Raw genomic sequence first — 26,454 nt, 5'->3', positions numbered from 1 at the left:
AGGGCCGGATTCAACTGAATCCGACCCCCTTGGTCTGCCCAGTGCCGTCGCGCCGCGACGCCTAGAACTTCTCGTCCGGACGCAGGTAGCGCCATTGCCCCATCGGCAGGTCGGACAAGGGAATCCGCCCGATGCGGATACGCTTGAGCCCCACCACCTTGATGCCGACCAGCTCGCACATGCGGCGGATCTGCCGCTTCTTGCCTTCGCGCAGCACGAAGCGCAACTGGTTCTCGTTCTGCCAGCTCACCTTGGCCGGGCGCAGCGCCTGGCCATCCAGGCTCAGGCCATGGTTCAGCAATGCCAGCCCTTCGTTGGACAACATGCCCTCCACCCGCACCAGGTATTCCTTCTCGATCTTGGTGTCATCACCGATCAGAGTCTTGGCCACCCGGCCATCCTGGGTCAGCACCAGCATGCCGGTCGAGTCGATATCCAGCCGGCCGGCCGGCGCCAGGCCACCCAGGTGGCGACGCAGGAACTCGATGCCGGAGCGGTCGCCCACATAGCGGTTTTCTGGCGTGATCAGCAATACCGCCGGTTTGTAGCCCTGCTCGGCCTGACCGGAGACAAACCCGATCGGCTTGTTCAGCAGGATGGTAACGCGCTGGGTCTGGGCGACCGCGGCCCGTTGGTCGAGCTCGATCCGCTGGGTCGGCAGGACACGGCTGCCCAGTACGTCGACCACGATGCCATCGACCTTCACCCAGCCACGCTCGATGTATTCGTCAGCCTCGCGGCGGGAGCAAAGACCCAGCTCGGCCATGCGTTTGGACAGTCGGAGGGTCTCGTCAGCTTCGCTCATCTTGATGTTCCTGCACTAAAACGCCATTTTAACCGTCTGTACCGCACCACGCCCGCGTAAAATCCAACTCTATGAATACACCAGAAGACCTCGATTACCAACGTCGCTTCGGCGGCGTCGCCCGCCTGTACGGCGATGCCGGCCTGGCGCGCTTCGAGGCTGCGCATATTTGCGTCATCGGCATCGGGGGCGTCGGCTCCTGGGCGGCCGAGGCTGTCGCCCGTAGCGCCGTGGGCCGCATCACGCTGATCGACCTCGACCACGTCGCCCCATCCAATGTGAATCGGCAGCTGCACGCACTCGATGGCAACCTCGGCAAGGCCAAGGTCAGCGCCATGGCCGAGCGCATCCAGGCCATCAATCCGCGCGCCCAGGTCACCGAGATCGACGACTTCCTGACCGACGACAACCTCGCCAGCCTGATCCCGCCTGGCCAGTTTGACTACGTGCTCGACTGTATCGACCAGATGCGGGTCAAGGTCGCCCTGGTCAACTACTGCAAGCGTCACAAGATCCCCTTGCTGGTGTCCGGTGGCGCCGGTGGCCGGCTCGATGCCAGCCGGGTGACGATCGCCGACATGGCCCAGACCACCGGCGACGCCCTGCTCTCCAAGATCCGCGCCGAGCTGCGCCGCAATCATGGCTTCCCGCGGGAAGGAAAGAAGTTCGGTATCGAAGCCGTCTACTCGACCGAACCCATCATCCGCCCCAAGCAAGACGCCTGCGAGCCGGCAGCGCCTGGCGGCGCCGGTCTCAACTGCGCCGGCTACGGCTCTGCGGTCACGGTCACCGCCAGCTTCGGCATGGCGCTGGCCGGCCGTGCGCTGGCCCGGTTGGCGAACCGCGGCGGCTGAGCTTGGTCAGAGCCTCAGGCCCCCATGCTATGATCACGAAAATCACGCTTACGCAAATGTCATGCAGTTTCTCTACCTCATCCGCCCGACCCGATCCGATATGCTGAAGCAAGGCCTGACCGACGCCGAATCACAGGCAATGGCCGCCCACTTCGCCTATCTGCAGGCCGCGCAAGCGCAAGGCCAACTGATCCTCGCCGGCCGCACGCTGGAGGTGGACGAACGTGGCTTCGGCATTGCCATCTACAACGCGACGGACGAAGCGGCCGCCCAGTCCTTCGCGGTGATGGACCCGGCAGTCCAGGCCGGCGTAGTGCGGGCCGAGGTCTATCCTTACCGGGTTGCCCTGATGAGTGCCGCCAACGCGGAGGTCGCCGCATGAAACGCTACCTGCTCCTGGGTTTGCTGGCCCTGCCGGCCCTGGCCGACATCTACAAGCATGTGGATTCCGAAGGCCGTGTCACCTTCTCCAATATCCCGATCAAGGGCGCGCAGAAGCTGGACCTGGGCCCCATTCCGCTGACCGTGCCCGGCCCCCGCGCCAAGACCGGTGCCGGGGCGCCGCGCGCCAGTGCCAACCCCACGCCGGCCAGCTTCCCGCGTGTCGATAGCGCCACCCAGAAGAGCCGCGACCAGACCAAGCTCCAGATCCTGCAGGACGAACTGGGCAGTGAGCAGAAACTGCTCGATGCCGCACGCCAGCGCTACACCGCCAGCCCGGCCGACGTGAAGCAGCGCGACAACGTCACCATGCACGAAAAGAACATCGAGACCCTTCGCAAGGAAATCGCCCGGGTCCAGTAAGCCCGGCCACGCCTCCTGCCTGCAGGGGCGCTATCCCCGCAGGGCATTGCGCCGCATGGCCCTTGGCGTTACCGCTGTCGAATAGATGCTATTGGTCTGGCAGGGCGGGTCTTCAGCCCGCGCATACCGCCTCCGCCAGAAGGCGAAGGGTTAAGCGGTCGACGTCGCCAGCGCCATCCCCAACGCAACCCCACCACCCTCACCTCAATGCACTACTATGGTGCATGAATGCGCCACGACCATGCTCCAAAACGGCGCATGCATGCCCTGCTTTCGTCTGCCGTCGCTAGGGGCTTGATTTCACAAGCGATTTGCAAGGCACACTGGCGTGGCCCGTTAATTGCTAATCCCTAGCCAACCATAGCCTAGCGATACATATGTCTCACCCTGCCTACGCCGGACTGGATCTGCTCGAAACCGCCGTCATCGTGCTCGATACGGCGCGTACCGTCCGCTATCTGAACCCGGCGGCAGAGACCCTGTTCGAACTCTCGGCGCGCGAGACCATCGGTCGCCCACTGTCGGCCTGCTTCTCCGAGCCGACCGAAATCCTGGCCGCGCTCGACGCCGCCGAAAAACAGAACGCCAGCGTCACCGAGCATGACGTCGCCCTCGCGGTCCGCCTTGGTAACACCATCCATGTTGGCTTTACCGTACGGGATGTCGAAGCGCCGGCCCTCACCGTGCTGGAATTCCGCCAGACCGACCAGCAGCGCCGCATCGCCAACGAAGAACGCCTCGCCGCCCAGCAGCAGGCCAACCGCCAGCTGATCCGCAACCTCGCGCACGAGATCAAGAACCCCCTTGGTGGCATCCGCGGCGCCGCCCAGCTGCTCAAGAAAGAGCTGCCGGACCCCGCCCTCAAGGAGTACACCCAGGTCATCACCGACGAGGCCGACCGGCTGCAGAGCCTGCTTGACCGCCTGCTCACCCCGCATCGCCTGCCGCAAGTCGGCGAGCTGAACATTCATGAAGTCCTGGAACGCGTCCGCAGCGTGCTGCTGGCCGAATACCCGAACGGCCTCGCCGTGCGCCGCGACTACGACACCAGCGTGCCGGACCTGTACGGTGACAAGGAGCAACTGATCCAGGCGGTGCTCAACATCGTCCGCAACGCTGCCCAGGCCATGCACGGCGCCGGCCAGATCGTGCTCAAGACCCGCGTCGCCCGCCAGGTCACGCTGAACCGTCGTCGCTTCCCGCTCGGCCTCACGCTCGAGATCATCGACAACGGCCCCGGCATCCCTGAACACATCCGCGAAACCATCTTTTATCCGCTGGTCTCGGCCCGCCCCGGCGGCACCGGCATCGGCCTGCACCTGGCCCATACCTTTATCCAGCAACACAACGGCACCATCGATTTCGAGACGCAACCCGGCCGCACCAGCTTCACCCTGACCTTGCCGCTGAACGGCTGGACGCCGCTCGACGTCAACAAATAAACCACCCAACCGCATGCTGCGCTCCCACGCCTCAATGACCGCCCGCTTGCGGTACCGCCACAAGCGGATAGGCCACCTAACGCAGCCTGCATGCAGCAAAGGTACAAAGGCATGAAACCTGTCTGGATCATCGACGATGACCGTTCCATCCGCTGGGTGTTCGAGAAGGCCCTGGGCCGCGAGGGCATTGGCTTTCACGCCTTCGCCTCGGCGGCGGAAGCCGTGGAAGCGCTCAAGCGTGAAACCCCGGCCGTGGTCGTCAGCGATATCCGCATGCCCGGCGAGTCCGGTCTGGACCTGCTGGCCCAGTTGAAGGAGCGTTTCCCGCGCCTGCCGGTCATCATCATGACTGCACATTCCGACCTCGAAAGCGCTGTCGCCGCCTTCCAGGGCGGTGCCTTCGAATACCTGCCCAAACCCTTCGACGTCGATCACGCGGTCGAACTGATCCGCCGCGCCATGGACGAGAGCCTCAAGCAGGAAGTCATCGAGGCGCCGCTGGAAGAAAGCCCGGAAATATTGGGCCAGGCGCCGGCCATGCAGGAAGTGTTCCGCGCCATCGGCCGCCTGAGCCAAAGCTCCGCCACGGTACTGATCACCGGCGAGTCCGGCGCCGGCAAGGAACTGGTCGCCCGCGCCCTGCACCGCCACAGCCCGCGCGCCAGCAAGACCTTCGTCGCCATCAATACCGCCGCCATCCCCAAGGACCTGCTCGAATCCGAACTGTTCGGCCATGAGCGCGGCTCCTTCACCGGCGCGCAGAACCAGCGCACCGGCCGCTTCGAACAAGCCGAGGGCGGCACGCTGTTCCTCGATGAGATCGGCGACATGCCGCCCGAGCTGCAGACCCGCCTGCTGCGGGTGCTCAGCGACGGCTACTTCTACCGGGTCGGTGGCCACGCCCCGATCAAGGCCAACGTCCGCGTCATCGCCGCCACCCATCAGGCGCTGGAAGAACGGGTCAAGGCCAACCTGTTCCGCGAAGACCTGTTCCACCGCCTCAACGTCATCCGCCTGCGCCTGCCGGCCCTGCGCGAGCGGCGCGAGGATGTCCCGCTGCTGGCCCGCCATTTCCTCGCCAAGTCCGCGCGCGAGCTGGGCGTGGAAGTGAAGCGGCTGACCGAGGATGCCATGCGCATGCTGGCCGGCTTCGAATTCCCCGGCAACGTGCGGCAACTCGAGAACCTCTGCCACTGGATCACCGTCATGGCGCCCGGCCAGGCCGTCGGCCCCAATGATCTGCCACCCGAGCTCAAGGGCGAGACGGCGGTCAGCGAGGGCGGCGACTGGGCCAGCCAGCTGGCGCAGGAAGCCGACCGCCGCCTGAGGGCGGGCGAGCGCGGCTTTATCGAGGCCCTGACCAACCAGTTCGAGCGCACGCTGATCCTGCGTGCGCTCGCCGCCACGGGTGGCAAGCGCATCGAGGCCGCCGAGCGCCTGGGCCTGGGCCGTAACACCCTGACTCGCAAGATCCAGGAGCTGGATCTGGAACGGGAAATCGGCGGCGAATGAGCGCCGGCCTGCAACTCAGGCGGGCCTCGCCCCGCCTGCCCGAGGCCATCGCGCTGATCGACGCGCTCGACGTCTACCAGCGCGCGCTCTATCCGGCCGAATCCAACCACCTTCTGGATATCGCCACGCTGGATCAGCCTTCGGTCAGCTTCCACCTGGCCTATGTGGATGGCGAGGCTGTGGGCTGCGGCGCCGTCGTCTCGCAAAGCGGCTACGCCGAACTCAAGCGCATGTACGTGGTGCCCGCCGCCCGCGGTCAGGGCAGGGCGCGTGCCTTGCTGGCCGCGCTGGAGCAGGCCGCCATCGCCCAGGGCCACACCCTGTTGCAGCTGGAAACCGGCATCCACCAGCCGGAAGCCATCGGCCTCTACCGCCGCGCTGGTTATACCGACTGCCTACCGTTCGGCGATTACCAGCCCGATCCTCTCAGCCTCTTCATGCAGAAGACACTCTGACGCCATCCCGCAGCCTGTCCAAGGCGCCTTGGCGGCCGCGGTTGGTCGCCGTGACGGCATGGTTTTGCCCCCGCTTGCCGACAGCCTGCATGAATCCCGTTCATATCCATAGATCGCCATAGACAAAGGTGCTACGGCGGTGCGTGCTAAAATCCAGGTTTCCCCCGCATTATCAAACGCTTCCCATGACCACGCGCCACGCTACCCTGACTGCCCTGCTCAAAGACCGCATCCTCATCCTCGACGGCGGCATGGGCACCATGGTGCAACGGCACAAACTCGACGAAGCGGGCTACCGTGGCGCGCGCTTCGCCGACTGGCCCAGCGACCTCAAGGGCAACAACGACCTGCTGGTCCTGACCCAGCCGGACATCATCGCCGGCATCCACCAGGCCTATCTCGATGCCGGTGCCGACATCATCGAGACCAACAGCTTCAACGCCACCAGCATCGCCATGGCCGACTACGACATGGAATCGCTGGTGCATGAGCTCAATGTCGAGGCCGCACGCCTCGTCAAGTCGCTGTGCGTGGCGCAGACCGCCCGGACGCCCAACAAGCCGCGCTTCTGCGCCGGCGTGCTCGGCCCGACCAACCGCACCTGCTCGATCAGCCCCGACGTAAACGATCCGGGCTTCCGCAACGTCAGCTTCGATGAGCTGGTCGAAAGCTATACAGAAGCCATCAACGGCCTCGTCGTCGGCGGTGCCGACCTGCTGTTGGTCGAGACCATCTTCGACACGCTGAACGCCAAGGCGGCCGTCTTCGCCATCCACAAATACTTCGATGAGCGCCCGCACACCGAGCGGCTGCCCATCATGATCTCCGGCACCATCACCGACCAGTCCGGCCGCACGCTGACCGGCCAGACCACCGAGGCCTTCTACAACTCGCTGCGCCATGCCGATGCCATCAGCTACGGCCTCAACTGCGCGCTGGGCCCTGACCTGCTGCGCCCCTATGTCGAGGAAATGGCGCGAGTCTCCGAAGGCTACGTCTCGGTCCACGCCAACGCCGGCCTGCCCAACGCCTTCGGCGGCTACGACCTCTCGCCCGAAGTCATGGCGGTGCATGTGCGCGAATGGGCCGACAGCGGCCTCGTCAACATCGTCGGCGGCTGCTGCGGCACCACCCCGGACCACATCAAGGCCATGGCAGACGCCCTGGCGGACCGTCCGGCTCGCCCGCTGCCCGACCTCACCCCCATGTCCCGCCTGTCGGGCCTCGAGCCCTTCAACATCGGTGATCGCGACCTGTTCGTGAACGTCGGCGAGCGCACCAACGTCACCGGCTCGCGTGCCTTTGCCAAGCTCATCCTGGCGGGCGACTACCCGGCCGCGCTGGAAGTCGCGCGCCAGCAGGTCGTGGCCGGCGCCCAGGTGATCGACGTCAACATGGACGAAGGCATGCTGGACGCCGAAAAGGCCATGGTGACCTTCCTCAACTTGATCGCCTCCGAACCCGACATCTCGCGCGTCCCGGTCATGATCGACTCCTCCAAGTGGAGCGTGATCGAAGCTGGCCTCAAGTGCGTGCAGGGCAAGTGCATCGTCAACTCCATCTCCATGAAGGAAGGCGTGCCCGAGTTCATCAAGCACGCCCGCCTGTGCAAGCGCTATGGCGCCGCCGTCATCGTCATGGCCTTCGACGAAGTCGGCCAGGCTGATACCTACGAGCGCAAGATCGAGATCTGCGAGAAGAGCTACCGCATCCTGGTGGACGAAGTCGGCTTCGAACCCGCCGACATCATCTTCGACCCGAACATCTTTGCCGTCGCCACCGGTATTGAGGAACACGCCAAGTACGGTCTGGACTTCATCCAGGCCACCGGCTGGATCAAGCAGAACCTGCCCCACGCCAAGATTTCCGGCGGCGTCTCCAACGTCTCCTTCAGCTTCCGCGGCAACAACAAGGTGCGCGAAGCCATCCACGCCGTCTTCCTGTACCACGCCATCCAGCAGGGTATGACGATGGGCATCGTCAACGCCGGCGCGCTGGAAGTCTACGAAGAAGTCCCGGCCGAGCTGCGCAGCGCCATCGAGGACGTCGTCCTCAACCGCGCAGCCGCCGACGGTGGCGATACCACCGAGAAGCTGATCGCCTTGGCCGAGCGCTTCAAGGGCGACGCCAACGCGCAAAAGGGCGAGGACCTCAGCTGGCGCAACGGGCCGCTGCAGGACCGCATCACCCATGCCCTGGTCAAGGGCATCACCACCTATATCGTCGAAGACACCGAGGAAGCCCGCCAGAGCCTGCCCCGCCCGATCAATGTGATCGAAGGCCCGCTCATGGACGGCATGAACCATGTGGGCGATCTGTTCGGTTCCGGCAAGATGTTCCTGCCCCAGGTGGTGAAGTCGGCCCGTGTCATGAAGGCCGCGGTTGCCTATCTCGAACCCTTCATCGAAGAAGAAAAGAAGCGCCTCGGTATCTCCGACACCTCGGCCAAGGGCCGCATTGTCATGGCCACGGTCAAGGGCGACGTGCACGATATCGGCAAGAACATCGTCGGCGTGGTCCTGCGCTGCAACAACTACGAAGTCATCGACCTCGGCGTCATGGTGCCGGCACAGAAGATCCTCGATACCGCCCGCGAAGTGAAGGCCGACATCATCGGCCTCTCCGGCCTGATCACCCCTTCGCTGGAAGAAATGGCCCACGTCGCCAAGGAGATGCAGCGCCAGGACTTCGCCGTGCCACTGCTGATCGGGGGGGCCACCACCTCCAAGGTCCACACCGCCGTCAAGATCGCGCCCAACTACGGCCAGCCGGTGGTCTACGTACCGGACGCCTCGCGCGCCGTCGGCGTCTGCTCCAACCTCCTGAGTGAGGACCTGGCGGCCGACTACATCACCAAGATTGCCGGCGAATACGACAATATCCGCACCATCCACGCCAACAAGGGCAAGCTCGACCTGCTCAAGCTCGCCGATGCCCGCGCCAACGGCTTCCAGTTCGACTGGCGCAACTACACTCCGCCCAAGCCCAAGCAGCTCGGCCTCATCAAGTTCGAAAAATACCCGCTGGCCGAGATCGCCGACTACATCGACTGGAGCCCCTTCTTCAACGCCTGGGAGCTGTTCGGCAAGTACCCGCGCATCCTCGATGACGAAGTCGTGGGTGAATCCGCCCGCACCCTGTTCGCCGAGGGCCAGGCCATGCTCAAGCAGATGATCGAGGGCAACTGGGTCGAGGCCAACGGCGTCATCGGCCTGTTCCCGGCCAACCGCGTCGGCGACGATATCGAGATCTACGATCCCGCCACCGGCGACAAGCTCATGGCCATGCACTGCCTGCGTCAGCAGAACCGCAAGGCCGAGGGCAAGCCCAACTGGAGCCTGGCCGACTTCATCGCGCCAAGGGACAGCGGCAAGACCGACTACGTCGGCCTGTTCGCCGTCACCGGCGGCATCAATATCGACCCGCATGTCAAACGCTTCGAAGACGCCAACGACGACTACAGCGCCATCATGGTCAAGGCCCTGGCCGACCGCCTGGCCGAAGCCTTCGCCGAACTCATGCACGCCAAGGTCCGCCAGGAGATCTGGGGCTATGTCCCGGACGAAGCCCTGACCGTAGACGACCTGACCGAGGAACGCTACCGCGGCATCCGCCCGGCACCGGGCTACCCCGCCTGTCCGGATCACACCACCAAGACCGACATGTTCCGCGTCCTGGGCGCCGAGGATATCGGCATGATCCTGACCGAAGGCTACGCCATGCTGCCGACGGCGGCGGTCAGCGGTCTCTACTTCAGCCACCCCGATGCGCAGTACTTCGCCATCGGCAAGCTGGAGAAGGACCAGGTCGAGGACTACGCCGCCCGCCGCGGCGTATCGGTCGAACAGGCCGAACGCGACCTCGCCCCCAACCTGGGCTACAACGCCTGACCAGCGCCTGGCATCAGGTGTAGGGCGCAATCCCCGTAGGGCATTGCGCCGCATGAAGGCTCAGGCAAGCAAAAGGCCACCCGATCGCTCGGGTGGCCTTTTGCTAGTCTGTCGGCGCTACACACCGCAGCGCCACGACCAGATCAGGCGTTGGCAGCCTGTGCACCGCTGTAGCGGCTGGGGCGTACGCACGGCAGGTAAGCTTTGCCGCTGTAGCGGGCATCGCTCATGCCGAGCTTGGAGTTGAACCAGACCTGGTATTGGCTACCGATCTGTTCGACGGCTACCACTTCGAAGCGGATCGCTTCGCCGTGGCTTTCCTGGGTGAAATGGTCACCGGCCTTGAGATGTTGAATGATCATGATGTTTCCTCTTGTTGCTTGCCGCCGCATCCGGTCTTGGCCGGATGTGCGGGTGCCGCCGGTCCGCCCCTGTTCAGGCGGGCTGGGCGCGGGCATATGCCTGCGCAGCCTGTCCTGCCCGAGGGGACGGATATGCCGGTAGCGGGAGACGCTTTCAGACTGCGAACGGTGGCCAAGGCCAACGACTAAGCAGAGATGCACGTGCGTCTCAGGCATGCAGTACATGCCAAATCAAATAAACCAGAACGATGCTAAAAGGGGCCTTCGTGCCAGGCGGCTTCGTCTTGGTGCAAAGCCTTCATTACAGCGGGCGAAGCGGGCGCACATTGGGCGCCATTCGGTAACAAGCCTGGAAGGTATCGAGGGCCAGGTGGCTTGCTTTGCAAGGACCTGCCGAGGGGAACTGAGCTTGAAAACTGCAAGGGAGGCATGACCCAACAGAATCAGGTCAAGTAGCGACAATATCACGCTCTTGCGGCGGCTGCAAGCTAAGTGCTTGTTTTTATTTACCTGCCCTCGGGCTGCGCTTGCCGACGAGCCTCAACCACCCCGCCAGGCGCCGTCCGACTCACCAATCTGCAAGACCGGTTGGCACAGCATCTGCACCTCGCCCAAGGGGTAATCGCCGCTGATCACCCGCTTGATCATGCGGGCCATGTGCAGCCCGGTGCGCTGCTGGGTGGGCTGGACGACCGAGGTCACGGACAGGCCGGACAGCAGGGTATCCGGCGGGATGCCGTCGTAGACGATGACCGATAGTTCGCGGCCCAGCGCGATGCCCCGGTCGAGCAGGGCACGGATAGCCCCCTCGCCCGCCAGGTTGTTGTCCACGATCACCGCGCTTGGCCGCTCCGCCAGATCCAGCAATGCCGTCATCGCGGCATGGCCGCTGCTACGGGCAAGGCCGGCGCTGAGCCGCCATTGCGGCTGCAGGGGGAGCCCATGCTGCCGCAAGCTACGCTCGAATCCGGCGTACCGCTGATGGGCAAAGTTGTACTGCAGCGAGGCATGGATATAGCCGATCTGCCGGTGCCCCAGCTCCAGCAGCCGCTCCACTGCCAGCACCGTGCCAGCCTCATTGTCAAAGTCGAACCACGGGTACTGTTCACACTGGGCGCTGCGGCCGTAGGCCAGGAAAGGAATGCCCGCCTGCCGCAGGTAGTCGATCCGCTCGTCCTGGCACAGGGTGCGGGCCAGGATAAAGCCATCCACCCGCTTGCCATGCACCAGCCGGTCATAGGTATCCAGCTCGCCACGATGGGTGGCCGAGGCAATCAGCAAGTCGATATTGGCCGGCGCCAGTCCTTCAGTCAGGCCGGCCACCACTTCCAGGAAGCGCGGGTCCGCCACATCGCCATGCTCCAGCGGATGGACGATACCGATTGCATTGGCGCGTCCCATGGCCAGGCTGCGCGCTACCGGGTTGGGCTGGTAGCCCAGTGTCCGTGCCGCGGCGATCACCCGCTCGCGGGTCTTCTCGCTGACGTCCGAATAACCGTTCAGCGCCCGGCTGACGGTTGTCATCGACAGATTCAGGGTTTGCGAGAGGGCTTTCAGGTCCATGGACGAGCAATCAGTGCGCAGGCGTTGTAAGGGGTTTGCCGCAGTGGCTTGGTCTCAACCTTAGCATGCAGCCGGGTGTGTAGTTTACCTACACAAAAAGATGGCGCGTGGCTGGCTGGTTTGAAACAGCCGGCCTATCGCGCCAGAGAGGAGTGATCAGTAGAACGGTGCAAGGCATCGCTCCGAAATTCCAGATTGCATCCTTCCCCATGTGGCCTCGGTGTGTTCGAGAATCCGGAGTCGGATGACAGCTTCGAGTAAGCTTCAAATGCGTTTTTATGCTTGTGCTTCAAGCAGATGCAGCGATACCGAAATCGATATGATGCTATCCCAAAACGCTTTGGTAAGTAAACTACAAATTGGTGCGCGCCCTGCTCGCTAGCTTGCCTGGGCGCACCCCCGATATCACTGCCGGCGGCGTGGCCGCGCAGGCCTGAGTGCGTCCGTTCGTGGCGCCATGAAAATCAATCCCGGGCACTGATCCGTACCGCCACCGCCCGGCCTCCCCATGCCGGCGCGCGGCCCATCAATTTTCGCCTGGTATTCCCTGACAAGCTGTCCGAAAGGGCAGTGACGCCGCCTGTTTTTTTTCGATTAAATCCGCGCCGATCAAGGACTTGCAGGGTCCGGCAGACAAGTTTCCCCGTGACGGTGTCCCCTCCCTGCTCTGTCGCGGGCCGGTGTTTTATACGTTATCCGTCGCCCCCCAAACGGGGGGCCGCGATGTTCATATGTCATTTCCCGGGTGTAAATCGAACATGGGTATTCTCGTTAAACACGAGTTTTCTCCGGAGGTCAGAAAGCATCTGACGCCGCTGTTTGCCTTGAACAACTGGTCCGGACCGCTGGGTATCGTGGCGGACCTCATGGTGATCATCGCCGCGGTGGCGGCGGCGCAATGGTCGGCCTGGCTGTACCCCCTGGCGGTACTGCTCATCGGTTCACGGCAGCGCGCGCTCGCCTCCTTGCTACACGAGTCCTGTCACAAGACATTGACACGGCATCGCAGGCTCAATGATTTCATCGGACGATGGCTGGCAGGCTTCCCGATCTTTCAAAGCCATCGGGCTTATGTGAAATCGCATGTGCTGCTGCACCACAACTTCTTGGGTGACGCACAGCGCGATCCTGACTACCGGCACTACATCGACAGCGGCCTGTTCCAAGTCAGGGATCGCCTGGACTTCGTCGTCCGATTCGTACTCCGTACCGTGCTGATGCTGAATGTAGGCAGCTACCTGCGCTACCTCTGCAATCATCGCCTGAAGGAAATCGCGGGCGACCGGCGCGAGTGCCTGGGTTTGCTGCTGGTGCATGCCGTGCTCATCGCCGCCTTCACCTTCACCGTCGGCCCCCTGGGCTACGTGGTGTATTGGCTGGTGCCGTTTCTTACCACCTTCCAGGTGATCGGCTGGTTCTCGGAAATTGCCGAGCATTACCCGTTGGCCCTGACGGCACGCACCAATCTCGCCATGACACGGAATCGCTTCCCGACCTGGACCGAGCGCGTGTTCATCGGCATGCATGGCGACAACTATCACCAGGTGCACCACCTGTTCGCGGGCATCCCGTTCTGGAATCTGGCGCGTGCCCATCAGGTGCTGCTCGCGGACCCGGCCTACGCGGCCACCAATCGCCACACGGGGGGCATCTTTACGGCACGACCGGGAGCGCGACCGGTACTGCTAGGCATCCTCGATGAAATCCGCGGCGATATCCGCGTCCCTGCTTTCCATCTGGTCCATGAACAGGTATCCCATGATTGAACTGCACTCCCTTGCGGCTGCGGCGCTGAAGCGCTGTGCAGCGGATCCCGCCCTGGCACGCTCTTTCCGTGATGCCGACAGCGAACTGCGCGCCTGGTTGCGCGCACCCGCCAGCCGCTACATCGTGGCGGGTGATGCGCCGACCGCCGTGCAGCGCATGCGCCTCCTGGCGGAAAAAAACTACGAGGTCGGCTTCGAGTTTGTCGGCGAGAACGTCACCGACCTCAAAGAGGTGCACCTCATTGCCCGCCGCTATGAAGAGCTGATCGGCCTCTTGCCCCAGGGTGGGCTAGGTCGGCGTACCGAGCTCAATTTCGACCTGAGCAATGTCGGCCTGCTGATCTCAAGGTCCCTGGCGGCCGAGACGACGGCCGGTATTCTGCATCGTGCCCAGCAGCAAGGCCTGTTTGTCACGCTGAGCATGGAACGCGCCTGGATGGTGGATGACATCCTCGGCGTCTACTTCGAGCTGGCGCAACGCTTTGGCAACCTGGGCATCACCCTGCAAGCCTATCTGCACAGAACGCCCCGGGACCTGGAAGCCGTATTGGCCCGCGGTGGCAAGATCCGGCTGGTGAAAGGGGTCTACGCCGAGTCGCCGGAGCACGCCATCTCCCGCTCCCCGGCCCTGGATGACCGCTATGTGGAACTGGCATCGCGCCTCGCCGATGCCGGCGTACCGCACAGTCTCGCAACCCAGGATGCACGCCTGATAGATCGCCTGGCCGCCGAAGGCCTGCTGGGCGAGGGCGCGGAACTGGAAATGCTGCACGGGGTGCAACCCGGATTGATGCAGGCCTGGCGTAACCAGGGCGTGCGCTGCCGCGTGTATGGCACCTACGGTGACAACTGGTATCTGCACCTGTTGCATCGCCTGGCCGAGGCCCCGGAAAACATCCTCCAGGCGCTGGCAGACCTGCAAGACCCGTCGCGTGTGATGGCAGGGGCGGAGTACTGAAATGAAGCCCGCCCACTTCAACACCGCCGGTGCCGGCCTCGTCGCGCCGGCGACCATGAGCACCATGCTCGCCTACCTGCAGGCCGAAGCGATGCACGGCGCCTACGAGGCCGAGTCGCTGCACCAGGGACAACTGCTTTCGGTCCGCACGGGTCTTGCCCGCCTGCTGGGTGCGCCGACGGTACGGCAGATCGCCCTGTTCGACAGCGGGACGCGAGCCTGGCAAACCTGCGTCGATGCGATTGCCGACTGGCCCCGGGGCGGTCGCGTCTGGGTCACGCCCTACGAATATGCGGGCAACCTGCTGGCGCTGCAGACCCTTTGTCATCGGCATGACCTGCAACTGGAGCAAATACCCACCTTGCCTGACGGCGACCTGGACATCGACTGGATCGCTCAGCATGCCGACGACACGCTTTGCCTGGTCAGCGTTGTCCACATCCCTTCGGCCTGCGGCATGGTGTTACCGGTTGAGCGCATTGGCCGGATATTGCGCGATGCCTGTCCAAAGGTGCTGTACGTGGTGGATGCCTGCCAGTCGGTAGGGCAGCTGGATATCCATGTCGGCCGCATCGGCTGTGATCTCCTGACCGCCGCCGGCCGCAAATTCCTGCGCGGCCCCAGAGGCACCGGCTTCGCCGCCGTATCGGACAACTGGCTGCAGCGCATAGACGGGCATCCGCTGGACCTGCATGCCGCCGAGGTCCTGTCCCTGCATGAGCGGCAGTTGAACGACCGCAGCGCGCGTCGTCTTGAGCTGTCCGAGATGCACCTGGCGGCGACGATCGGCCTGGGGCAGGCCGTCGCGGATGCGATGCAGCAGGATCTGGCCCCCGGCAGGGCACTGTACCGCCGCCTTTGCGAGCACCTGGCGACACGACGCGAGCTGGAGCTGCTGCATCCCGGTACCGACCACAGCGGCATCGTCACCTTTGTCCATCGGCGGCTGACAGCCACCGAGGTGGTCGGACAGCTGGCGCGCCTCGGCATCAATGCCTGGGCCATCCAGGGAGCGCACACCCCCCTCTACCTGCGTGCAAAAGGCATCGAGCGTGCTGTTCGGCTCTCGGTGCATTGCACCAATACGTCGGGTGATATCGACCGACTCGAATTCGCCCTATCCCTGCTCGAACGACGCGATGTAGCGCGTCAAACGGAGATCACGCAATGATCGATCTGAGAAGTGACACCGTTTCCAAACCAACGCTCGCCATGCGCAAGGCAATTTACGACGCCGAAGTCGGGGACAACTGCTTTGGTGACGATGCGGACACGCTGAGGCTGGAAGCCTACTGTGCAGAATACTTCGGCATGGAGCAGGCCCTGTTCATGACGGGCGGGACGCTCAGCAACCAGGTGGCGATGAAGGCGCTGACCCAGCCGGGTGACGAAGTCGTACTGCATTGCGCCTACCACATCAATTTCTTCGAGGCCGCCTCCACCAGTGCCTTCTCGGGGGTCAACTTCAACCTCCTCGACAGCGAGGACGGTCTGTACGGCGCCGCCGACCTGGATCGCATCTACCACTCCAAGGCGCGCTGGAATGCCAACTATGCGCTGCCGCGCGTCGTGGTGATCGAGAACACCGTCGGTTCGCGTGGGGGTACGGTGTTTTCGCCGAATGGCATGGCCGACATCACCCGGTGGGCCCACTGCGCAGGCGCCAAGGTTTACCTGGACGGCGCCCGTATCTTGCATGCCAGTGCAGCGTCGGGTGTCGGGGTCCAGCAATACACCCGACACGCCGATGCCATGGCGGTCTGCATGTCCAAGGCGCTGGGTGCCCCCATCGGCTCGGTGTTGCTGGGCGACGCGGAATTCATCGCCAATGCACGCAAGTACCGCAAATGGTTTGGTGGCGACATGCACCAGTCGGGCATTGCGGCGGCCGGCGCGCTTTATGCGATGCGCAATCACATCGAGCGGCTCCCGGAAGACCACGACAACGTGCGTTTTCTGTACGACGTGCTGTCCGGCGTCCCCGGCATTACCTGCACCTGGCGCGGCACCAACATGCTGCTGGTCGACGTCAGCGAGCTCGGCGTGCCCGCGAACGAGTTGGTCGCAGCGCTGCGACGCAAGGAGGTGCTGTGCCTGGCCTGGGACGACTGCACCCTGCGCTTCATGAGCTGCCTGGATATTGACCGCAAGACCATGCGCCGAGCGGCGGACATCATCGGTGCCTGCCTTGCCCGCTACACCACCCCAAGCCTGATGGCGCTGTCCTGACCACCGCCAAAGCCTGATCCATCTACCGGACCTACACCACCATGCAGATCAAAAAGCACGTCGCCATCATCGTTGACGCCTTTGTCACCGGTTCCTTCCTCGCTCCTGCACTGCTTGCGCATGGCGTCACCTGCATCCATGTGCGCTCACAGGCCAATGTCCGGGATGCGGTGAAGGCATTCCACCGTCCTGGCGATTTCATCAAGGAAGTGCAGTACACCGACGACGAGAGCCTGCGCGAGGCGCTGAGCGGCTACAAGGTGCAGTGGGTTCTGGCCGGTTGCGAAATGGGTGTCCGCCTCGCTGCACACCTTGCCGAGCTGTTCGATATCAGCGCGCGAAACGACGCGGCGCGGTCCGTATGCTGGCGTAACAAGTATGAAATGCACGAGGCACTCAAGCGCGCCGGTGTGCGGTCGATGCACCATTTGCGCACCCGCGAGCTCGATAGGGTCTTTACCTGGAAGCAGGAGCACCGGCTGGACTACCCCATCGTCGTCAAGCCGATCGACAGCTCGGGCTCGGACAATGTGCATATCTGCGAAAACGAGGCTGAAGTACGGGCCGCTTTCGAGGCGGTGATCTCGGCCACCAATACCATGCTGCAACCGAATACCGAGGTCCTGGTACAGGAATTCCTTCGCAACAACGAATTGATCATCGACAGCGGGACGCAGCAGGCAGGTCAGCATCTGGCCAACGCGGACGTCGAATATTGCGTGAACACGGTCAGCTACGCGGGCCGGCACTTTGTCAGCGAAATCATCAAGGTGCATCGCCTTCGCGTGGAGGGTACCTCCGTACACGATTACAACGAGCTGTTGTGCCCGGTGGCCGACGCGGGCATCTACGAGGTGTTCTCAAAGTACGTGTTCAGCGTGCTCGACGCGCTGGGCATCAAGTACGGCCCCTGCCACAGCGAGCTCATGGTGGTCGGAAAGCAGCCTGTCCTGCTGGAATCCGCGGCCCGCTTGCCGGGCGGGATTGATCTGTCGGCCTATACCAAGGCACTGGGGTACAACCAGTTGATGCTGTGGATCCAGTCCTGCATCAGCCCGCGTGCCTTCATCGAGCTTTGCACCCGGCCGAGACTGCCGCTGAATTTCCATTCCAGCTGCGTGTTCCTCATCAGCGACATCGAAGGCGATATCCAGCACATGCCGGACATTGGCGCCTGGTTGGCGCTGCCCAGTGCCCACAGTGCCAGCGTGCGCGATAACGGTCGGCTGGCACGCACCACGGCCCTGACCAACTATCCGGGCTATGTGTTCTTGCTGAACAAGGACAAGCAGCAGTTGCAGCGTGATCGTAGCGAGTTGCGGCGCCAGGAGCGGGCTGTCTACGAGCGCATGATCGCCGGCTCGGATCGATAGGTCGACGGGAGACACTGCCAATGAGACAGTTTCCGCTCTCGATCAGGGCGCTGCTGCTGGCATCGCTGGGTCTGACCGCAGGCAGGGCGATCACCTTGCCGGTGATTGCCGTGTATCTGTCCCGGGTGCTGGCGCTGGAACCCAGCGCGGTGGGTTATATCCTCGGCGCCAGCCTGACGCTCGGTACGTTATCCAGCCTGTACGGCGGCTATGTCGTCGACCGGGCGGACCGGCGTTTGTTGCTGGTGGGGGGCACGCTGGCTTGCGCCTTGTCGTACTTCGTATTTCCGGGTGTCGGCAGCGCCTGGGCCGCGCTGCTGTTGCTGACGGTCTCCTATGCTACCGCTTCGCTGCTGGATATTACGGTCAAGGCCTACATCGCCCAGTTGGTGACGGCGGAAGTGCGCGTGAAGGTGTTTTCGGTACGCTACACCTTGAACAATATCGGCTTCGCCGTCGGCCCCCTGCTGGGTGCCTACCTGGCAATACACAGCGAGCGCGTGTTGTTTCATGTATCGGGTGCAGTCGCCATCCTCTCGCTGTTGCCCTTGTTCGTGGTCTGGGGGCAACTGGCGGACAAACGCGCCCGCGATGATCTGGCGCCCGTACGCAGCTTCGCCGACACCCTTCACGCCCTGCGTAACGATGACCGCCTGGTCAAGTTCACCTTGGCCGGCATGCTGGCTGCCGTCGTCTACGCGCGGTTTTCGGCCTACCTGTCGCAGTACCTTGCGGTGGTCGTCAGCGCCGAAGTGGCTTACCGCACGGTGGCCTACGTCATCACGGTGAATGCCGTGGTGGTCATTGCCTTTCAATACCTCATCGGCTCGCGCATCACGGTGGACAACCTGCACCGCTGGATCGCCGCTGGCCTGCTGCTGTTCGCCCTCGGTCTGTTCGGCTTCCTCAGTGCCACGGCGCTGCCGATATGGCTTGTCGCCATGGTGGTGTTCTCGATCGGGGAGGTGATCGTCATCCCCGCAGGCTACCTGTTCATCGACGCCATCGCGCCCGAGGACATGAAGGGCAGCTACTTCGGTGTGCAGAGCCTGGGCAATCTGGGTGGGGCTGCGAGTCCTGTCCTGTGCGGCCTGATGCTGTCCGGCGGGCACCCGGCCGCCATGTTCTGGGTCTTGATCGCCATCACGGCGCTGGCGTTGTGGTTGTTCCACATCGGCCACCGTGCAGGGCATGCCCATCCCGCCGTTTCGGTGCCTACCCCCTAACCCTTGCGAGCCAGCTCAGACCATGTCCCATCTTGTGTTTATCGAATCGACCCGCGCCGGCATCCAGATGTTCGACATCGCACGTCGCCTGGGTGTACGGACCACCCTGCTGACTTCGGGGAAGTTTGATTGGCTGTACCCGCCTGCCGACCGGCAGCGTCTGCACGCGCTGGCCGATCAGGTCATCACCATTGCCGACACGCAGTGCGTGGACGATATCGCCATGGCCTTGCGTCGCTGCCATACCCAACACCCGGTCAGTGCCGTGCTGAGTACCTTGCAGATGTGCACGCTGCCGGCTGCGGAGGCGGCGCGCCTGGCGGGCTTGCGGGGAACAAGGGTGGAGGGCATCCGCAACGCCCGTGACAAGCCACAATGTCGACGATTGCTGGCCGCCATCGGTATCCCTTCCGTGGCACACGCGGTGGTACGTGATACGCAGCAGGCCCTGGCCGAGCTCGAGCATATCGGCTACCCCGCGATCATCAAGCCGATCACCGGTCTCGGCAAATGCCTCACGACCATCGTGCACAAGCCGGAAGACGTCGCACCCCACTTCGACCAGGCGGTAGCCGGGCATTCGGCGCTGGCATCGGGTCTGCAACAGGATGTGGGGCTGGAGTTCCTGGTGGAGTCGCTGGCGGAAGGGCCGTTGTATTCGATCGAGGTCGGCATCGGCGACCATGATGAATGGATGCCGCTGGCAATTGTTCGGCGCAAGACGGCACGGCACAACCCCGTCCTCGAGCTGGGTTCCACCATGCCCAGCGGGCTCAGTGACGCCCAGCAGCAGGAAGCGGCCGACTATGCCCGTCGGGTCGCACAGGCGCTGGGGCTGGGTATCGGCCTGTTCCATGTCGAGTTCATCTATACCGCGCAAGGCCCTCGCCTGGTGGAGGTGAATCCCCGCATCGCGGGTGGCTCCATACCCGATCTGATCCATACCGCCACAGGGGTCAACCTGTTCGAAGTGCTGTTGCGGATCTTCCTCGGGGAGCGGCTGGGCCTGAACCAGTTGCCCACGCACATCGCCTGCAGCCAGACCTATCTGTGTGCGTTGAAGGACTGCACCATACGTGAGGACTTGCCGATAGACTGGCTCGACCGGTTTCGCAGTCGCAACGTTGCCGGGCGGACCGAGATCTGGGCGGGGCGCCGACTGAAGGCCCATGACACGAATTTCGACGCCTACGGCATGGTCTCGGTGACGGCACCCTCCTACCAATTGGCGGTCGATTACGCCAACACGGTCCATGGCGACATCATGAAAATGCTGGATGTGGCTTTGGTGGAGGCTGCTTGATGGCGGCAGGCGATACGCCGTGCCGGCGTCGCCGCCGCTTGCCCTGTGCGATGGTGGCGCTCAGCCTGACGGCGGCAGCTGCGGGCAGCACGCTACCGGCCCAGGGCTGGAATGCCACCTTCCAGCTTCGCAGCTTCTATGACCGTCTGGAATCCAGCGACGGGGTCAGGCGCTTCGGTTTTCTGCAAGCCGGTCAATGGGCGATGCAAGGCGCCTGGTCCCCGGAGCCGGTCACGCTGGCGGCCGATGCCAGCCTGTTCGGCGCACTCAAGCTCGATGGCGGAGGCGGCGCCGGGAACCGCGCCTACGTGGGGAGCAACGGGCGCTCCCGGGACCGGGCGGCCTGGGCCTACCTGGGCGAAGCAGCCCTGTCGGCCCGCGGCGCTGCCGGCATGCTAAAGCTGGGGCTGCAGCGGGTGAATAACCCGTTTCTGGAACCCGACGATAGCCGCGCCCTGCCGCCGACCTTCCGGGGCCTGGCGGGAGGCTTTGCGATCTCACCGGAGACGCGGTGGGAAGCAGGTCGCTTCCATGCCGTCATCGCCCGTGGGCATGACCGGCCGCAGTCCCTGGCGACCAGCTACGGCGGTACGCCCGTAACCCGTTTTGACTACGCCGGCCTGCGCTGGCAGTCGGGGCGGGAGGGGGCGCAGCTATTTGCTGGCCGGGCGCAGGACGTATGGCGGCAGTACTACTTCTCGGTCAACCGTACCTTGCTGGATGCCGGCGCCGGCAGCCTGCAAGGCAAGCTGAGCGCCTACGTGACCTCGGAGGATGGGCGCCAGCGACAGGGCGCCATCTCAAACCGGGCACTGAGCGCATCGCTATCGGCATCGACGGCTGGTACGGTACTGACCCTGGGTCTGCAGCGTATTCTGGGCGATCAATATTTCGACTATCTCGCCGAAACCAACGGCATCTTGCTGGCCAATGTCTTCGGTGCGGACTACAACGCGCCGAACGAGCGATCCGTACAGCTGCGGCTACGCCTGGATGGCCGGCAACTGGCGATACCGCAGGCCGATCTCACCGTCTGGGCCATCCACGGCTGGGGCGTCAATGCCGAGGTGGAAGCGGCCCGTCATGCGAACCCGACGGACTATCTGCATGGCCTGTACTGGCGACAGGAGCAACCCATAGCCGGTAGCCATGGCGAGCTTGGCATCCGGCTGGGCTACGGCTTCACCTCAGGTAGGCTGAAGCAGGGGCGGTTGTCTTTGCTGGCCATGTCGCATCGTCAGACTGCCTACTACCCGAGCAAGGATTTCACCAAGCTGCAGATAGTGCTGCAACTGCCCCCCTCGACGCTGTTCCAATAGCCACGTTCGCCAGATCAGCACGGTAGCGGCTGGCTAGCCATCGCCGTTTGCCGTGCCGGAGCCGTCAACCCCAAGGAGCGTTGCGTGGTGTCGTCGAGGTCGATCCAGAAGGCGACTACCGGCTTGCCATCGATCAGCTGCGGCACCGCAATCCGCTGTACCGCGACGCCCATGCGTTTGAGCAGCCGCTCATTGCCGACGGCCGAGAAGGCGATCAGGCGCTGGGCACCGAGCTCGATGGCCGTCTTGACGATGCCGGCCATCAGGCTGCAGGTATTGGCCCACGCCTCCTTGGCATTCAACTGTGCCTGGGGCGGTGGACTGATGGCGAAGCGTGACAACTCCCAGACGCTGGCGCTACGGGGCAGCGGCATCTCGCCAACCAGGTGGGGAAAGATCGACTCCAGCAGGTAGGTACCTGTGGTGGTCAGCAGACGACCACAACCGCAGATGTTGCTTTTTTGGTCCTTGGCGACAACGTACACGGTGCCGTCATGGTCGAACTGATCACGCTCCAGCCCGCCTTGGGCAGGCAACGGCCAGCCGAGCTCCTCAACGAAGATCCGGTGGCGATATTTCGCGAGTGCGTGCTCGGTGGAAGGGTGGATCTGGGCCTTGTTACCGCTCGATATGTGCAGCATGGAGAGTCCGTCAGGTAGGGAACTCCCGCATTAAAAAGGTCTCGGCTATCGGGACATAGCTGACCGATCGGACAGCTGAACCTGGGAGGGCTTGCTGACGGAAAATGCCCGGTTTATCCTGTATTTAATATCGAATTGCCAATCGATTCGATGTAGCCAGGTCTGCAGCAGCGCCTCGGTTTGTTGCTGTCCCAGGTCGTAACCGTAGACATCCCGCAGCATCAGGTTGGTCGAGAATCCCCCCGGCGCCAGTTCAATCGGTGAACCTTCATCAGTCTGCAGCCATGTCCAGCCAATACTGATGGAAAGGGGGCCTGTGTCGCTGGCCCATTCGTCGTGACCTGCAAGGATGGCCGGTAGGCCCTGCATGCATAGCTCTTCCCGCAGTAGATCATCGGTCCAGCTCAGGTGAGGGCGAAATGGCAGTGCTCGAAGATGGCTGAAATCCGTACGCACTAGGCCATCGGGTGCAAGCGTTAGCATCGTATTCCTTCGACGATTCTCAATTGGATGCTACGTCGGCAGCGGCGTAGCGGTCCCGTCATAATGATGTGCTGAGTCATCCTACCCTCGCCCGAGGAGCGGGAAAACCTGCCCAAATGGACATTGAATAGCGGAAAGCAAACGGATGGCTAGGGATTGGCGTGGGGACTACCTATATGCCTTCGCTGCAGTGCAGGATGAGGCGACGGCCTTCGCGACGGCCGACCAGCTCGCGCGCGACCTGGGGTTCGAGTACGCATCGTACGGATTGCGTGTTGCACTCCCGGTAAGCAATCCCAAGTTCTCCCTGCATTCCAGTTATGACAAGGACTGGGCGCTACGTTACGTCGAGCGGAACTACTTCTCGGTCGATCCGACGGTGCGTCACGGTTTGACCAGTACCGAGATCATGGTCTGGTCGGCGGATAGCAGTATCGAGGCCGGCCCCAAGGAATTCTGGTCCGAGGCCCATGCCCATAAGCTCCGGCACGGGCTCTGCATCCCGGTCCAGACCGGGCGCGGCATCAACGGCATGATGAGCTTCGTACGTTCCGCCGAACCCATGACCAACCTTGAGCTCGATGCCAAGGAGCTGCGTCTGCAGTACCTCACGCGTGCGCTCCACACGGTGATCAGTCAAATTGCGGTGCCGAAACTCATGCCGGAGATTACCCTTTCGCTGACCGCCCGGGAGCGCGATGTCCTGCGCTGGACCGCCACGGGAAAGACGAGTCATGAGATAGGACTGATCCTCGCCATTGACGAACGCACGGTGAAGTTTCATATGCGCAATAGCATGAGCAAGCTCAATTCGGCCACCCGGACCGAGGCCGCGGTCAAAGCGGTGAAGCTGGGCTTACTCGACTAGCCGACTGTGGAATGCGCCATTTCCGCCGAAGTGGCGCGTCATGTCTGCGCCGTCCGGCTTTTCCCGTTAATGGGGAAGCTGGTAAATTAGATTTTGCTGATAAATATTTTCCGGGCGCACTCAAGTGCCCGTTTCCGCTGCCGATAGATAGGGATTGTCACCAGGATCTGGCAGCACGAACCGCTCCGGCACCATGCGTATCCATCCCGATCTATCGGCGCTTATACCGTCCGACCACGCATCGCCGCCTGCCCTGTCATCAACAGGTTTGGCGTCGCAGGCTGACGCGCGCACCCTGCTGAGACAGCACCTGTTTCGCCCCATGGTAGAGGCCGAGAACGCCATGCGTCATTTCGCCCAGGCCTGGCAGGTATTGCAGCGTCATCTGGAGGCGGTGCAACCAGCGCTGGCGGAGCAGCAATATGATTTCGTCCTGCTGGATGAAGGTTTCAAGGTCATCTCGCCCACGCTGTCCATGGCCGACACGCAATGGCTGACGGCGCAGCTCAACCGCCAGGTGGGCATGCTGTTCGCCGCCCGCATGTTCTGCCGGTCGGTCATCCGCTATTACACTTCGCCCTGGCCTGCGAAGGACGTCGCCCCGATCAACCGTATCTCGGCATCGGTCTCGGGTGGGGGCATACGCTTTCGCGCCTTGCTGGCCGCCTTGTCGTCACAGGCCAGCCGCGACAGGGACAGGCTGAGCGGCAGCGCGGCGGTCAATAAACTGACGCTCGGCCGGCCCTATCTCTACGCCGTGCGCCTGGTGCCCTACGGCTTGCTTGCCCCCTGATCCGGAACGTGTCTGTTCGGTTATCGCCCGCCCGGCGCTAAGATGGCGCCATGAACTACCTCGCCCACATCTACCTGGCCCGCCAGAGCGATGCAGCGATGGTCGGCGCACTCCTGGGCGATTTCGCCAAGGCCGACATACGCGGCAAATTTCCCGGCGAGATCGAGCGGGAAATCCTGCTGCACCGCCAGATCGACCGCTACACTGACAATCACCCGCTGTTCAAGGCGGCGGTTCAACGCTTCGCCGAAGGTCGGCGCCGCTACGCCGGTATCGCGCTCGACGTGTTCTACGACCACCTGTTGAGCCAGCGCTGGGCGCAGTATGCCGACACGCCTCGTCCCGCCTTCATCGCCCATTTCTACCAGGCCCTGCTGGCGCATCGGCCCATCCTGCCCGAACGCCTGCGCGACATTGCGCCCTGGATGGTGGAGCAGGACTGGCTGGGTTCCTACCATGAGTTCGCCGGGGTGGAATCCGCCATCAACCGGGTCTCCCAGCGCCTGAGCCGCAACGGCCACCTGCTGCGCGCATCGCTGGCGGACCTTGCCCTGCACTATGATGGACTGGCGCAGGACTTCGACCTGTTCTTCCCGGAACTTATCTTGTTTACTGAGCAGCAGCGCAGCCAGCTGCAGCAAGCGGCCGACCCCGATCACGCCGGAGAGGCCACCGCGTCGCAGCCCAGGTAGCCACCTCGCCACCCCTCGACCACCGCAGGAGATCGCCATGCTCATCGTCCTGATCACCCTCCTTGCCCTACCCTGCATCGCCCTGCTGGCCATTGCCGCCGGCATCCTCCGTTTCCATGGCAGCATCAGCGCCCAGCACCTGCGTGGCCGCTACACCTGGGCGGACGAAATGGCCGCACAGGAGGCACAACAAGGCAGCCACGAGGACCGTTGAACAAAACCGACCGTTACGCCGGCTGAGCCGTCAACCGGGCCTGCCGATGTCGCCTGGTCCATGCCACGCCTTGCCAGACTGCCAGCGCATAGATACCGAACAACAGCGGGATGGGCAGCAGGAACGGCCCCAGCCAGAAGACCGGCGTGCACGCCACGAACCAAGCCGGGACGGAAAGCCGGAAAATCCACCGCCATCGCACTGGCGCAATGAACTGGAGGGCGATCAGCCCGATGGAAAACGGCAAGACCAGCAGAATCCAGACCGCTGCGATCAGCAACACCAGACCCATCATGGCTGGCCCGCCACTGGCGTGCGCGCCCGACGACATGCCGGCCACCAGCAACACTGCCAAACGCCTGACCCACCGCCCCATACCCATCTCCCTTCGTCAAAATGAGCGGTCAGTGTGCAAGCCCGGCCGGTAGCGCTGATGCGGTAAGCGTGAAGTTATGTGAACTGGCGGCATCAGGCACACCAGGGATGGAGACGCGGATTTCGTGAAAGCAGGGGTCACCGATTCCGGTCATCGCCAAGGTCAATCCGTACCTCGACGAGCACCGCGAGCTTCCCTCGCGGCGGCAATGCTCAGAGTGCTTAGAGTGCTTGGCCCGTATACGCCGAGAGCCTGTGTGCCCACCGTTGAGCGGTTGAAAGGATTGGATAGAGCGAAGGCCGCTTGAGCCCACGCCACAGTCAAACAACAGGCTGAGTGAAGTCGTTGCCACCTTCTTGTGGCTGACTACTTCGGCCTCGCCCTTGCGGCGAATGCCGGGTCTTATCATTGCTCCGGGCCTTCACTGTTGCCAATCTGTGCCCCGACGAGCGACAGCGAGCTTCCCCTGCGGCGGCACTGCCAGAGTTCTTGGCGAGCACACGAACCTAGAACCTGTGCGTGCAGC

At 63.4% G+C, this 26,454-nt stretch carries 25 protein-coding genes; 19 read left to right on the top strand and 6 right to left on the bottom strand.

From position 1 onward, the window contains the following. Positions 1-61: 61 nt before the first annotated feature. Positions 62-805 carry a pseudouridine synthase gene (locus ACYVHK_RS17105; RefSeq protein WP_460534561.1) on the bottom strand — a complete coding sequence of 248 codons (744 nt, stop codon included), beginning with the start codon at positions 803-805 and terminating at the stop codon, positions 62-64. 71 nt (positions 806-876) lie between these two features. On the opposite strand from ACYVHK_RS17105, the gene ACYVHK_RS17100 reads away from it, so the two are divergent. From ACYVHK_RS17100 to metH, 7 genes are all read left to right on the top strand, one after another. Continuing rightward, complete coding sequence (locus ACYVHK_RS17100; protein WP_460534559.1) at positions 877-1,659, top strand: tRNA threonylcarbamoyladenosine dehydratase; 783 nt, start codon at positions 877-879, stop codon at positions 1,657-1,659. Positions 1,660-1,720: 61 nt separating this feature from the next. Further along, on the top strand, positions 1,721-2,041 hold the full coding sequence (locus ACYVHK_RS17095) for a YciI family protein (protein WP_460534557.1): 321 nt from the start codon (positions 1,721-1,723) through the stop codon (positions 2,039-2,041). Beyond that, positions 2,038-2,463: a DUF4124 domain-containing protein gene (locus ACYVHK_RS17090; protein ID WP_460534555.1), complete on the top strand. Its 426-nt coding sequence runs from the start codon at positions 2,038-2,040 to the stop codon at positions 2,461-2,463. The genes ACYVHK_RS17095 and ACYVHK_RS17090 overlap by 4 nt, the downstream gene beginning before the upstream one ends. 377 nt (positions 2,464-2,840) lie before the next feature. Further along, complete coding sequence (gene glnL / locus ACYVHK_RS17085; protein ID WP_460534553.1) at positions 2,841-3,905, top strand: two-component system sensor histidine kinase NtrB; 1,065 nt, start codon at positions 2,841-2,843, stop codon at positions 3,903-3,905. Positions 3,906-4,016: 111 nt separating this feature from the next. Beyond that, the gene (gene ntrC / locus ACYVHK_RS17080; protein ID WP_460534551.1) at positions 4,017-5,417 is read left to right on the top strand and encodes a nitrogen regulation protein NR(I); all 1,401 of its coding nucleotides are present in this window, start codon (positions 4,017-4,019) and stop codon (positions 5,415-5,417) included. Continuing rightward, the gene (locus ACYVHK_RS17075) at positions 5,414-5,872 is read left to right on the top strand and encodes a GNAT family N-acetyltransferase (protein ID WP_460534549.1); all 459 of its coding nucleotides are present in this window, start codon (positions 5,414-5,416) and stop codon (positions 5,870-5,872) included. The genes ntrC and ACYVHK_RS17075 overlap by 4 nt, the downstream gene beginning before the upstream one ends. 185 nt (positions 5,873-6,057) lie before the next feature. Then, positions 6,058-9,762: a methionine synthase gene (metH, locus tag ACYVHK_RS17070; RefSeq protein WP_460534547.1), complete on the top strand. Its 3,705-nt coding sequence runs from the start codon at positions 6,058-6,060 to the stop codon at positions 9,760-9,762. Between the two features lie 143 nt (positions 9,763-9,905). On the opposite strand, the gene ACYVHK_RS17065 is transcribed toward metH, so the two are convergent. After that, positions 9,906-10,124 carry a hypothetical protein gene (locus tag ACYVHK_RS17065; protein ID WP_460534545.1) on the bottom strand — a complete coding sequence of 73 codons (219 nt, stop codon included), beginning with the start codon at positions 10,122-10,124 and terminating at the stop codon, positions 9,906-9,908. A gap of 540 nt (positions 10,125-10,664) precedes the next feature. Further along, positions 10,665-11,687 (bottom strand): helix-turn-helix transcriptional regulator, encoded by a 1,023-nt coding sequence (locus tag ACYVHK_RS17060; RefSeq protein WP_460534543.1) that lies wholly within the window; start codon positions 11,685-11,687, stop codon positions 10,665-10,667. Between the two features lie 758 nt (positions 11,688-12,445). On the opposite strand from ACYVHK_RS17060, the gene gntB reads away from it, so the two are divergent. From gntB to ACYVHK_RS17020, 8 genes are read left to right on the top strand one after another with little or no spacing between them, the layout of a single operon-like run. Further along, positions 12,446-13,453 (top strand): guanitoxin biosynthesis L-arginine gamma (S) hydroxylase, encoded by a 1,008-nt coding sequence (gene gntB, locus ACYVHK_RS17055; protein WP_460534541.1) that lies wholly within the window; start codon positions 12,446-12,448, stop codon positions 13,451-13,453. Further along, the gene (locus tag ACYVHK_RS17050) at positions 13,446-14,411 is read left to right on the top strand and encodes a proline dehydrogenase family protein (RefSeq protein WP_460534539.1); all 966 of its coding nucleotides are present in this window, start codon (positions 13,446-13,448) and stop codon (positions 14,409-14,411) included. Before gntB ends, ACYVHK_RS17050 begins: the two co-directional genes overlap by 8 nt. A 1-nt stretch (position 14,412) precedes the next feature. Then, positions 14,413-15,582: an aminotransferase class V-fold PLP-dependent enzyme gene (locus ACYVHK_RS17045; RefSeq protein WP_460534537.1), complete on the top strand. Its 1,170-nt coding sequence runs from the start codon at positions 14,413-14,415 to the stop codon at positions 15,580-15,582. Continuing rightward, entirely contained in the window at positions 15,579-16,640 is a 1,062-nt protein-coding gene (locus ACYVHK_RS17040) for a threonine aldolase family protein (protein WP_460534535.1), read from the top strand. The genes ACYVHK_RS17045 and ACYVHK_RS17040 overlap by 4 nt, the downstream gene beginning before the upstream one ends. 41 nt (positions 16,641-16,681) lie before the next feature. Continuing rightward, on the top strand, positions 16,682-18,013 hold the full coding sequence (locus ACYVHK_RS17035; RefSeq protein WP_460534533.1) for an ATP-grasp domain-containing protein: 1,332 nt from the start codon (positions 16,682-16,684) through the stop codon (positions 18,011-18,013). A 20-nt stretch (positions 18,014-18,033) separates the two neighbouring features. Beyond that, positions 18,034-19,239, top strand: coding sequence for an MFS transporter (locus tag ACYVHK_RS17030; RefSeq protein ID WP_460534531.1), 1,206 nt, complete (start codon positions 18,034-18,036; stop codon positions 19,237-19,239). Positions 19,240-19,261: 22 nt separating this feature from the next. After that, positions 19,262-20,542: an ATP-grasp domain-containing protein gene (locus ACYVHK_RS17025; RefSeq protein ID WP_460534529.1), complete on the top strand. Its 1,281-nt coding sequence runs from the start codon at positions 19,262-19,264 to the stop codon at positions 20,540-20,542. Continuing rightward, complete coding sequence (locus ACYVHK_RS17020; RefSeq protein ID WP_460534527.1) at positions 20,542-21,861, top strand: OprD family outer membrane porin; 1,320 nt, start codon at positions 20,542-20,544, stop codon at positions 21,859-21,861. The genes ACYVHK_RS17025 and ACYVHK_RS17020 overlap by 1 nt, the downstream gene beginning before the upstream one ends. A gap of 14 nt (positions 21,862-21,875) precedes the next feature. On the opposite strand, the gene ACYVHK_RS17015 is transcribed toward ACYVHK_RS17020, so the two are convergent. Beyond that, on the bottom strand, positions 21,876-22,502 hold the full coding sequence (locus ACYVHK_RS17015) for an acyl-homoserine-lactone synthase (protein WP_460534525.1): 627 nt from the start codon (positions 22,500-22,502) through the stop codon (positions 21,876-21,878). Between the two features lie 45 nt (positions 22,503-22,547). Beyond that, complete coding sequence (locus tag ACYVHK_RS17010; RefSeq protein ID WP_460534523.1) at positions 22,548-22,985, bottom strand: DUF4902 domain-containing protein; 438 nt, start codon at positions 22,983-22,985, stop codon at positions 22,548-22,550. A 145-nt stretch (positions 22,986-23,130) separates the two neighbouring features. Between ACYVHK_RS17010 and ACYVHK_RS17005 the strand changes: the two genes are divergently transcribed. The 4 genes from ACYVHK_RS17005 (at position 23,131) to ACYVHK_RS16990 (ending at position 25,552) form a co-directional block, all read left to right on the top strand. After that, positions 23,131-23,853, top strand: a complete 723-nt coding sequence (locus ACYVHK_RS17005; protein ID WP_460534521.1) for an autoinducer binding domain-containing protein — start codon at positions 23,131-23,133, stop codon at positions 23,851-23,853. A gap of 343 nt (positions 23,854-24,196) precedes the next feature. Then, the gene (locus ACYVHK_RS17000) at positions 24,197-24,646 is read left to right on the top strand and encodes a hypothetical protein (RefSeq protein ID WP_460534519.1); all 450 of its coding nucleotides are present in this window, start codon (positions 24,197-24,199) and stop codon (positions 24,644-24,646) included. A gap of 50 nt (positions 24,647-24,696) precedes the next feature. Next, positions 24,697-25,338 (top strand): acyl carrier protein phosphodiesterase, encoded by a 642-nt coding sequence (locus ACYVHK_RS16995; protein WP_460534517.1) that lies wholly within the window; start codon positions 24,697-24,699, stop codon positions 25,336-25,338. Positions 25,339-25,375: 37 nt separating this feature from the next. Beyond that, positions 25,376-25,552 carry a hypothetical protein gene (locus tag ACYVHK_RS16990; RefSeq protein WP_460534515.1) on the top strand — a complete coding sequence of 59 codons (177 nt, stop codon included), beginning with the start codon at positions 25,376-25,378 and terminating at the stop codon, positions 25,550-25,552. A 13-nt stretch (positions 25,553-25,565) separates the two neighbouring features. Here the strand turns inward: ACYVHK_RS16990 and ACYVHK_RS16985 are convergent, their stop codons facing one another. Continuing rightward, the gene (locus tag ACYVHK_RS16985; protein ID WP_460534513.1) at positions 25,566-25,901 is read right to left on the bottom strand and encodes a hypothetical protein; all 336 of its coding nucleotides are present in this window, start codon (positions 25,899-25,901) and stop codon (positions 25,566-25,568) included. Positions 25,902-26,454: the final 553 nt, after the last annotated feature.

Source organism: Chitinimonas naiadis (genome assembly GCF_054780835.1).
The sequence above is the reverse complement of the archived record's forward strand: the minus strand, read 5'-3'. Positions and strand labels throughout refer to the sequence as shown.

Bases quoted from the DNA above. Each gene is read 5' to 3' on its own strand.
- ACYVHK_RS17105 (WP_460534561.1), bottom strand. From the start codon at position 805: ATGAGCGAAGCTGACGAGACCCTCCGACTGTCCAAACGCATGGCCGAG.
- ACYVHK_RS17100 (WP_460534559.1), top strand. From the start codon at position 877: ATGAATACACCAGAAGACCTCGATTACCAACGTCGCTTCGGCGGCGTC.
- ACYVHK_RS17095 (WP_460534557.1), top strand. From the start codon at position 1,721: ATGCAGTTTCTCTACCTCATCCGCCCGACCCGATCCGATATGCTGAAG.
- ACYVHK_RS17090 (WP_460534555.1), top strand. From the start codon at position 2,038: ATGAAACGCTACCTGCTCCTGGGTTTGCTGGCCCTGCCGGCCCTGGCC.
- glnL (WP_460534553.1), top strand. From the start codon at position 2,841: ATGTCTCACCCTGCCTACGCCGGACTGGATCTGCTCGAAACCGCCGTC.
- ntrC (WP_460534551.1), top strand. From the start codon at position 4,017: ATGAAACCTGTCTGGATCATCGACGATGACCGTTCCATCCGCTGGGTG.
- ACYVHK_RS17075 (WP_460534549.1), top strand. From the start codon at position 5,414: ATGAGCGCCGGCCTGCAACTCAGGCGGGCCTCGCCCCGCCTGCCCGAG.
- metH (WP_460534547.1), top strand. From the start codon at position 6,058: ATGACCACGCGCCACGCTACCCTGACTGCCCTGCTCAAAGACCGCATC.
- ACYVHK_RS17065 (WP_460534545.1), bottom strand. From the start codon at position 10,124: ATGATCATTCAACATCTCAAGGCCGGTGACCATTTCACCCAGGAAAGC.
- ACYVHK_RS17060 (WP_460534543.1), bottom strand. From the start codon at position 11,687: ATGGACCTGAAAGCCCTCTCGCAAACCCTGAATCTGTCGATGACAACC.
- gntB (WP_460534541.1), top strand. From the start codon at position 12,446: ATGGGTATTCTCGTTAAACACGAGTTTTCTCCGGAGGTCAGAAAGCAT.
- ACYVHK_RS17050 (WP_460534539.1), top strand. From the start codon at position 13,446: ATGATTGAACTGCACTCCCTTGCGGCTGCGGCGCTGAAGCGCTGTGCA.
- ACYVHK_RS17045 (WP_460534537.1), top strand. From the start codon at position 14,413: ATGAAGCCCGCCCACTTCAACACCGCCGGTGCCGGCCTCGTCGCGCCG.
- ACYVHK_RS17040 (WP_460534535.1), top strand. From the start codon at position 15,579: ATGATCGATCTGAGAAGTGACACCGTTTCCAAACCAACGCTCGCCATG.
- ACYVHK_RS17035 (WP_460534533.1), top strand. From the start codon at position 16,682: ATGCAGATCAAAAAGCACGTCGCCATCATCGTTGACGCCTTTGTCACC.
- ACYVHK_RS17030 (WP_460534531.1), top strand. From the start codon at position 18,034: ATGAGACAGTTTCCGCTCTCGATCAGGGCGCTGCTGCTGGCATCGCTG.
- ACYVHK_RS17025 (WP_460534529.1), top strand. From the start codon at position 19,262: ATGTCCCATCTTGTGTTTATCGAATCGACCCGCGCCGGCATCCAGATG.
- ACYVHK_RS17020 (WP_460534527.1), top strand. From the start codon at position 20,542: ATGGCGGCAGGCGATACGCCGTGCCGGCGTCGCCGCCGCTTGCCCTGT.
- ACYVHK_RS17015 (WP_460534525.1), bottom strand. From the start codon at position 22,502: ATGCTGCACATATCGAGCGGTAACAAGGCCCAGATCCACCCTTCCACC.
- ACYVHK_RS17010 (WP_460534523.1), bottom strand. From the start codon at position 22,985: ATGCTAACGCTTGCACCCGATGGCCTAGTGCGTACGGATTTCAGCCAT.
- ACYVHK_RS17005 (WP_460534521.1), top strand. From the start codon at position 23,131: ATGGCTAGGGATTGGCGTGGGGACTACCTATATGCCTTCGCTGCAGTG.
- ACYVHK_RS17000 (WP_460534519.1), top strand. From the start codon at position 24,197: ATGCGTCATTTCGCCCAGGCCTGGCAGGTATTGCAGCGTCATCTGGAG.
- ACYVHK_RS16995 (WP_460534517.1), top strand. From the start codon at position 24,697: ATGAACTACCTCGCCCACATCTACCTGGCCCGCCAGAGCGATGCAGCG.
- ACYVHK_RS16990 (WP_460534515.1), top strand. From the start codon at position 25,376: ATGCTCATCGTCCTGATCACCCTCCTTGCCCTACCCTGCATCGCCCTG.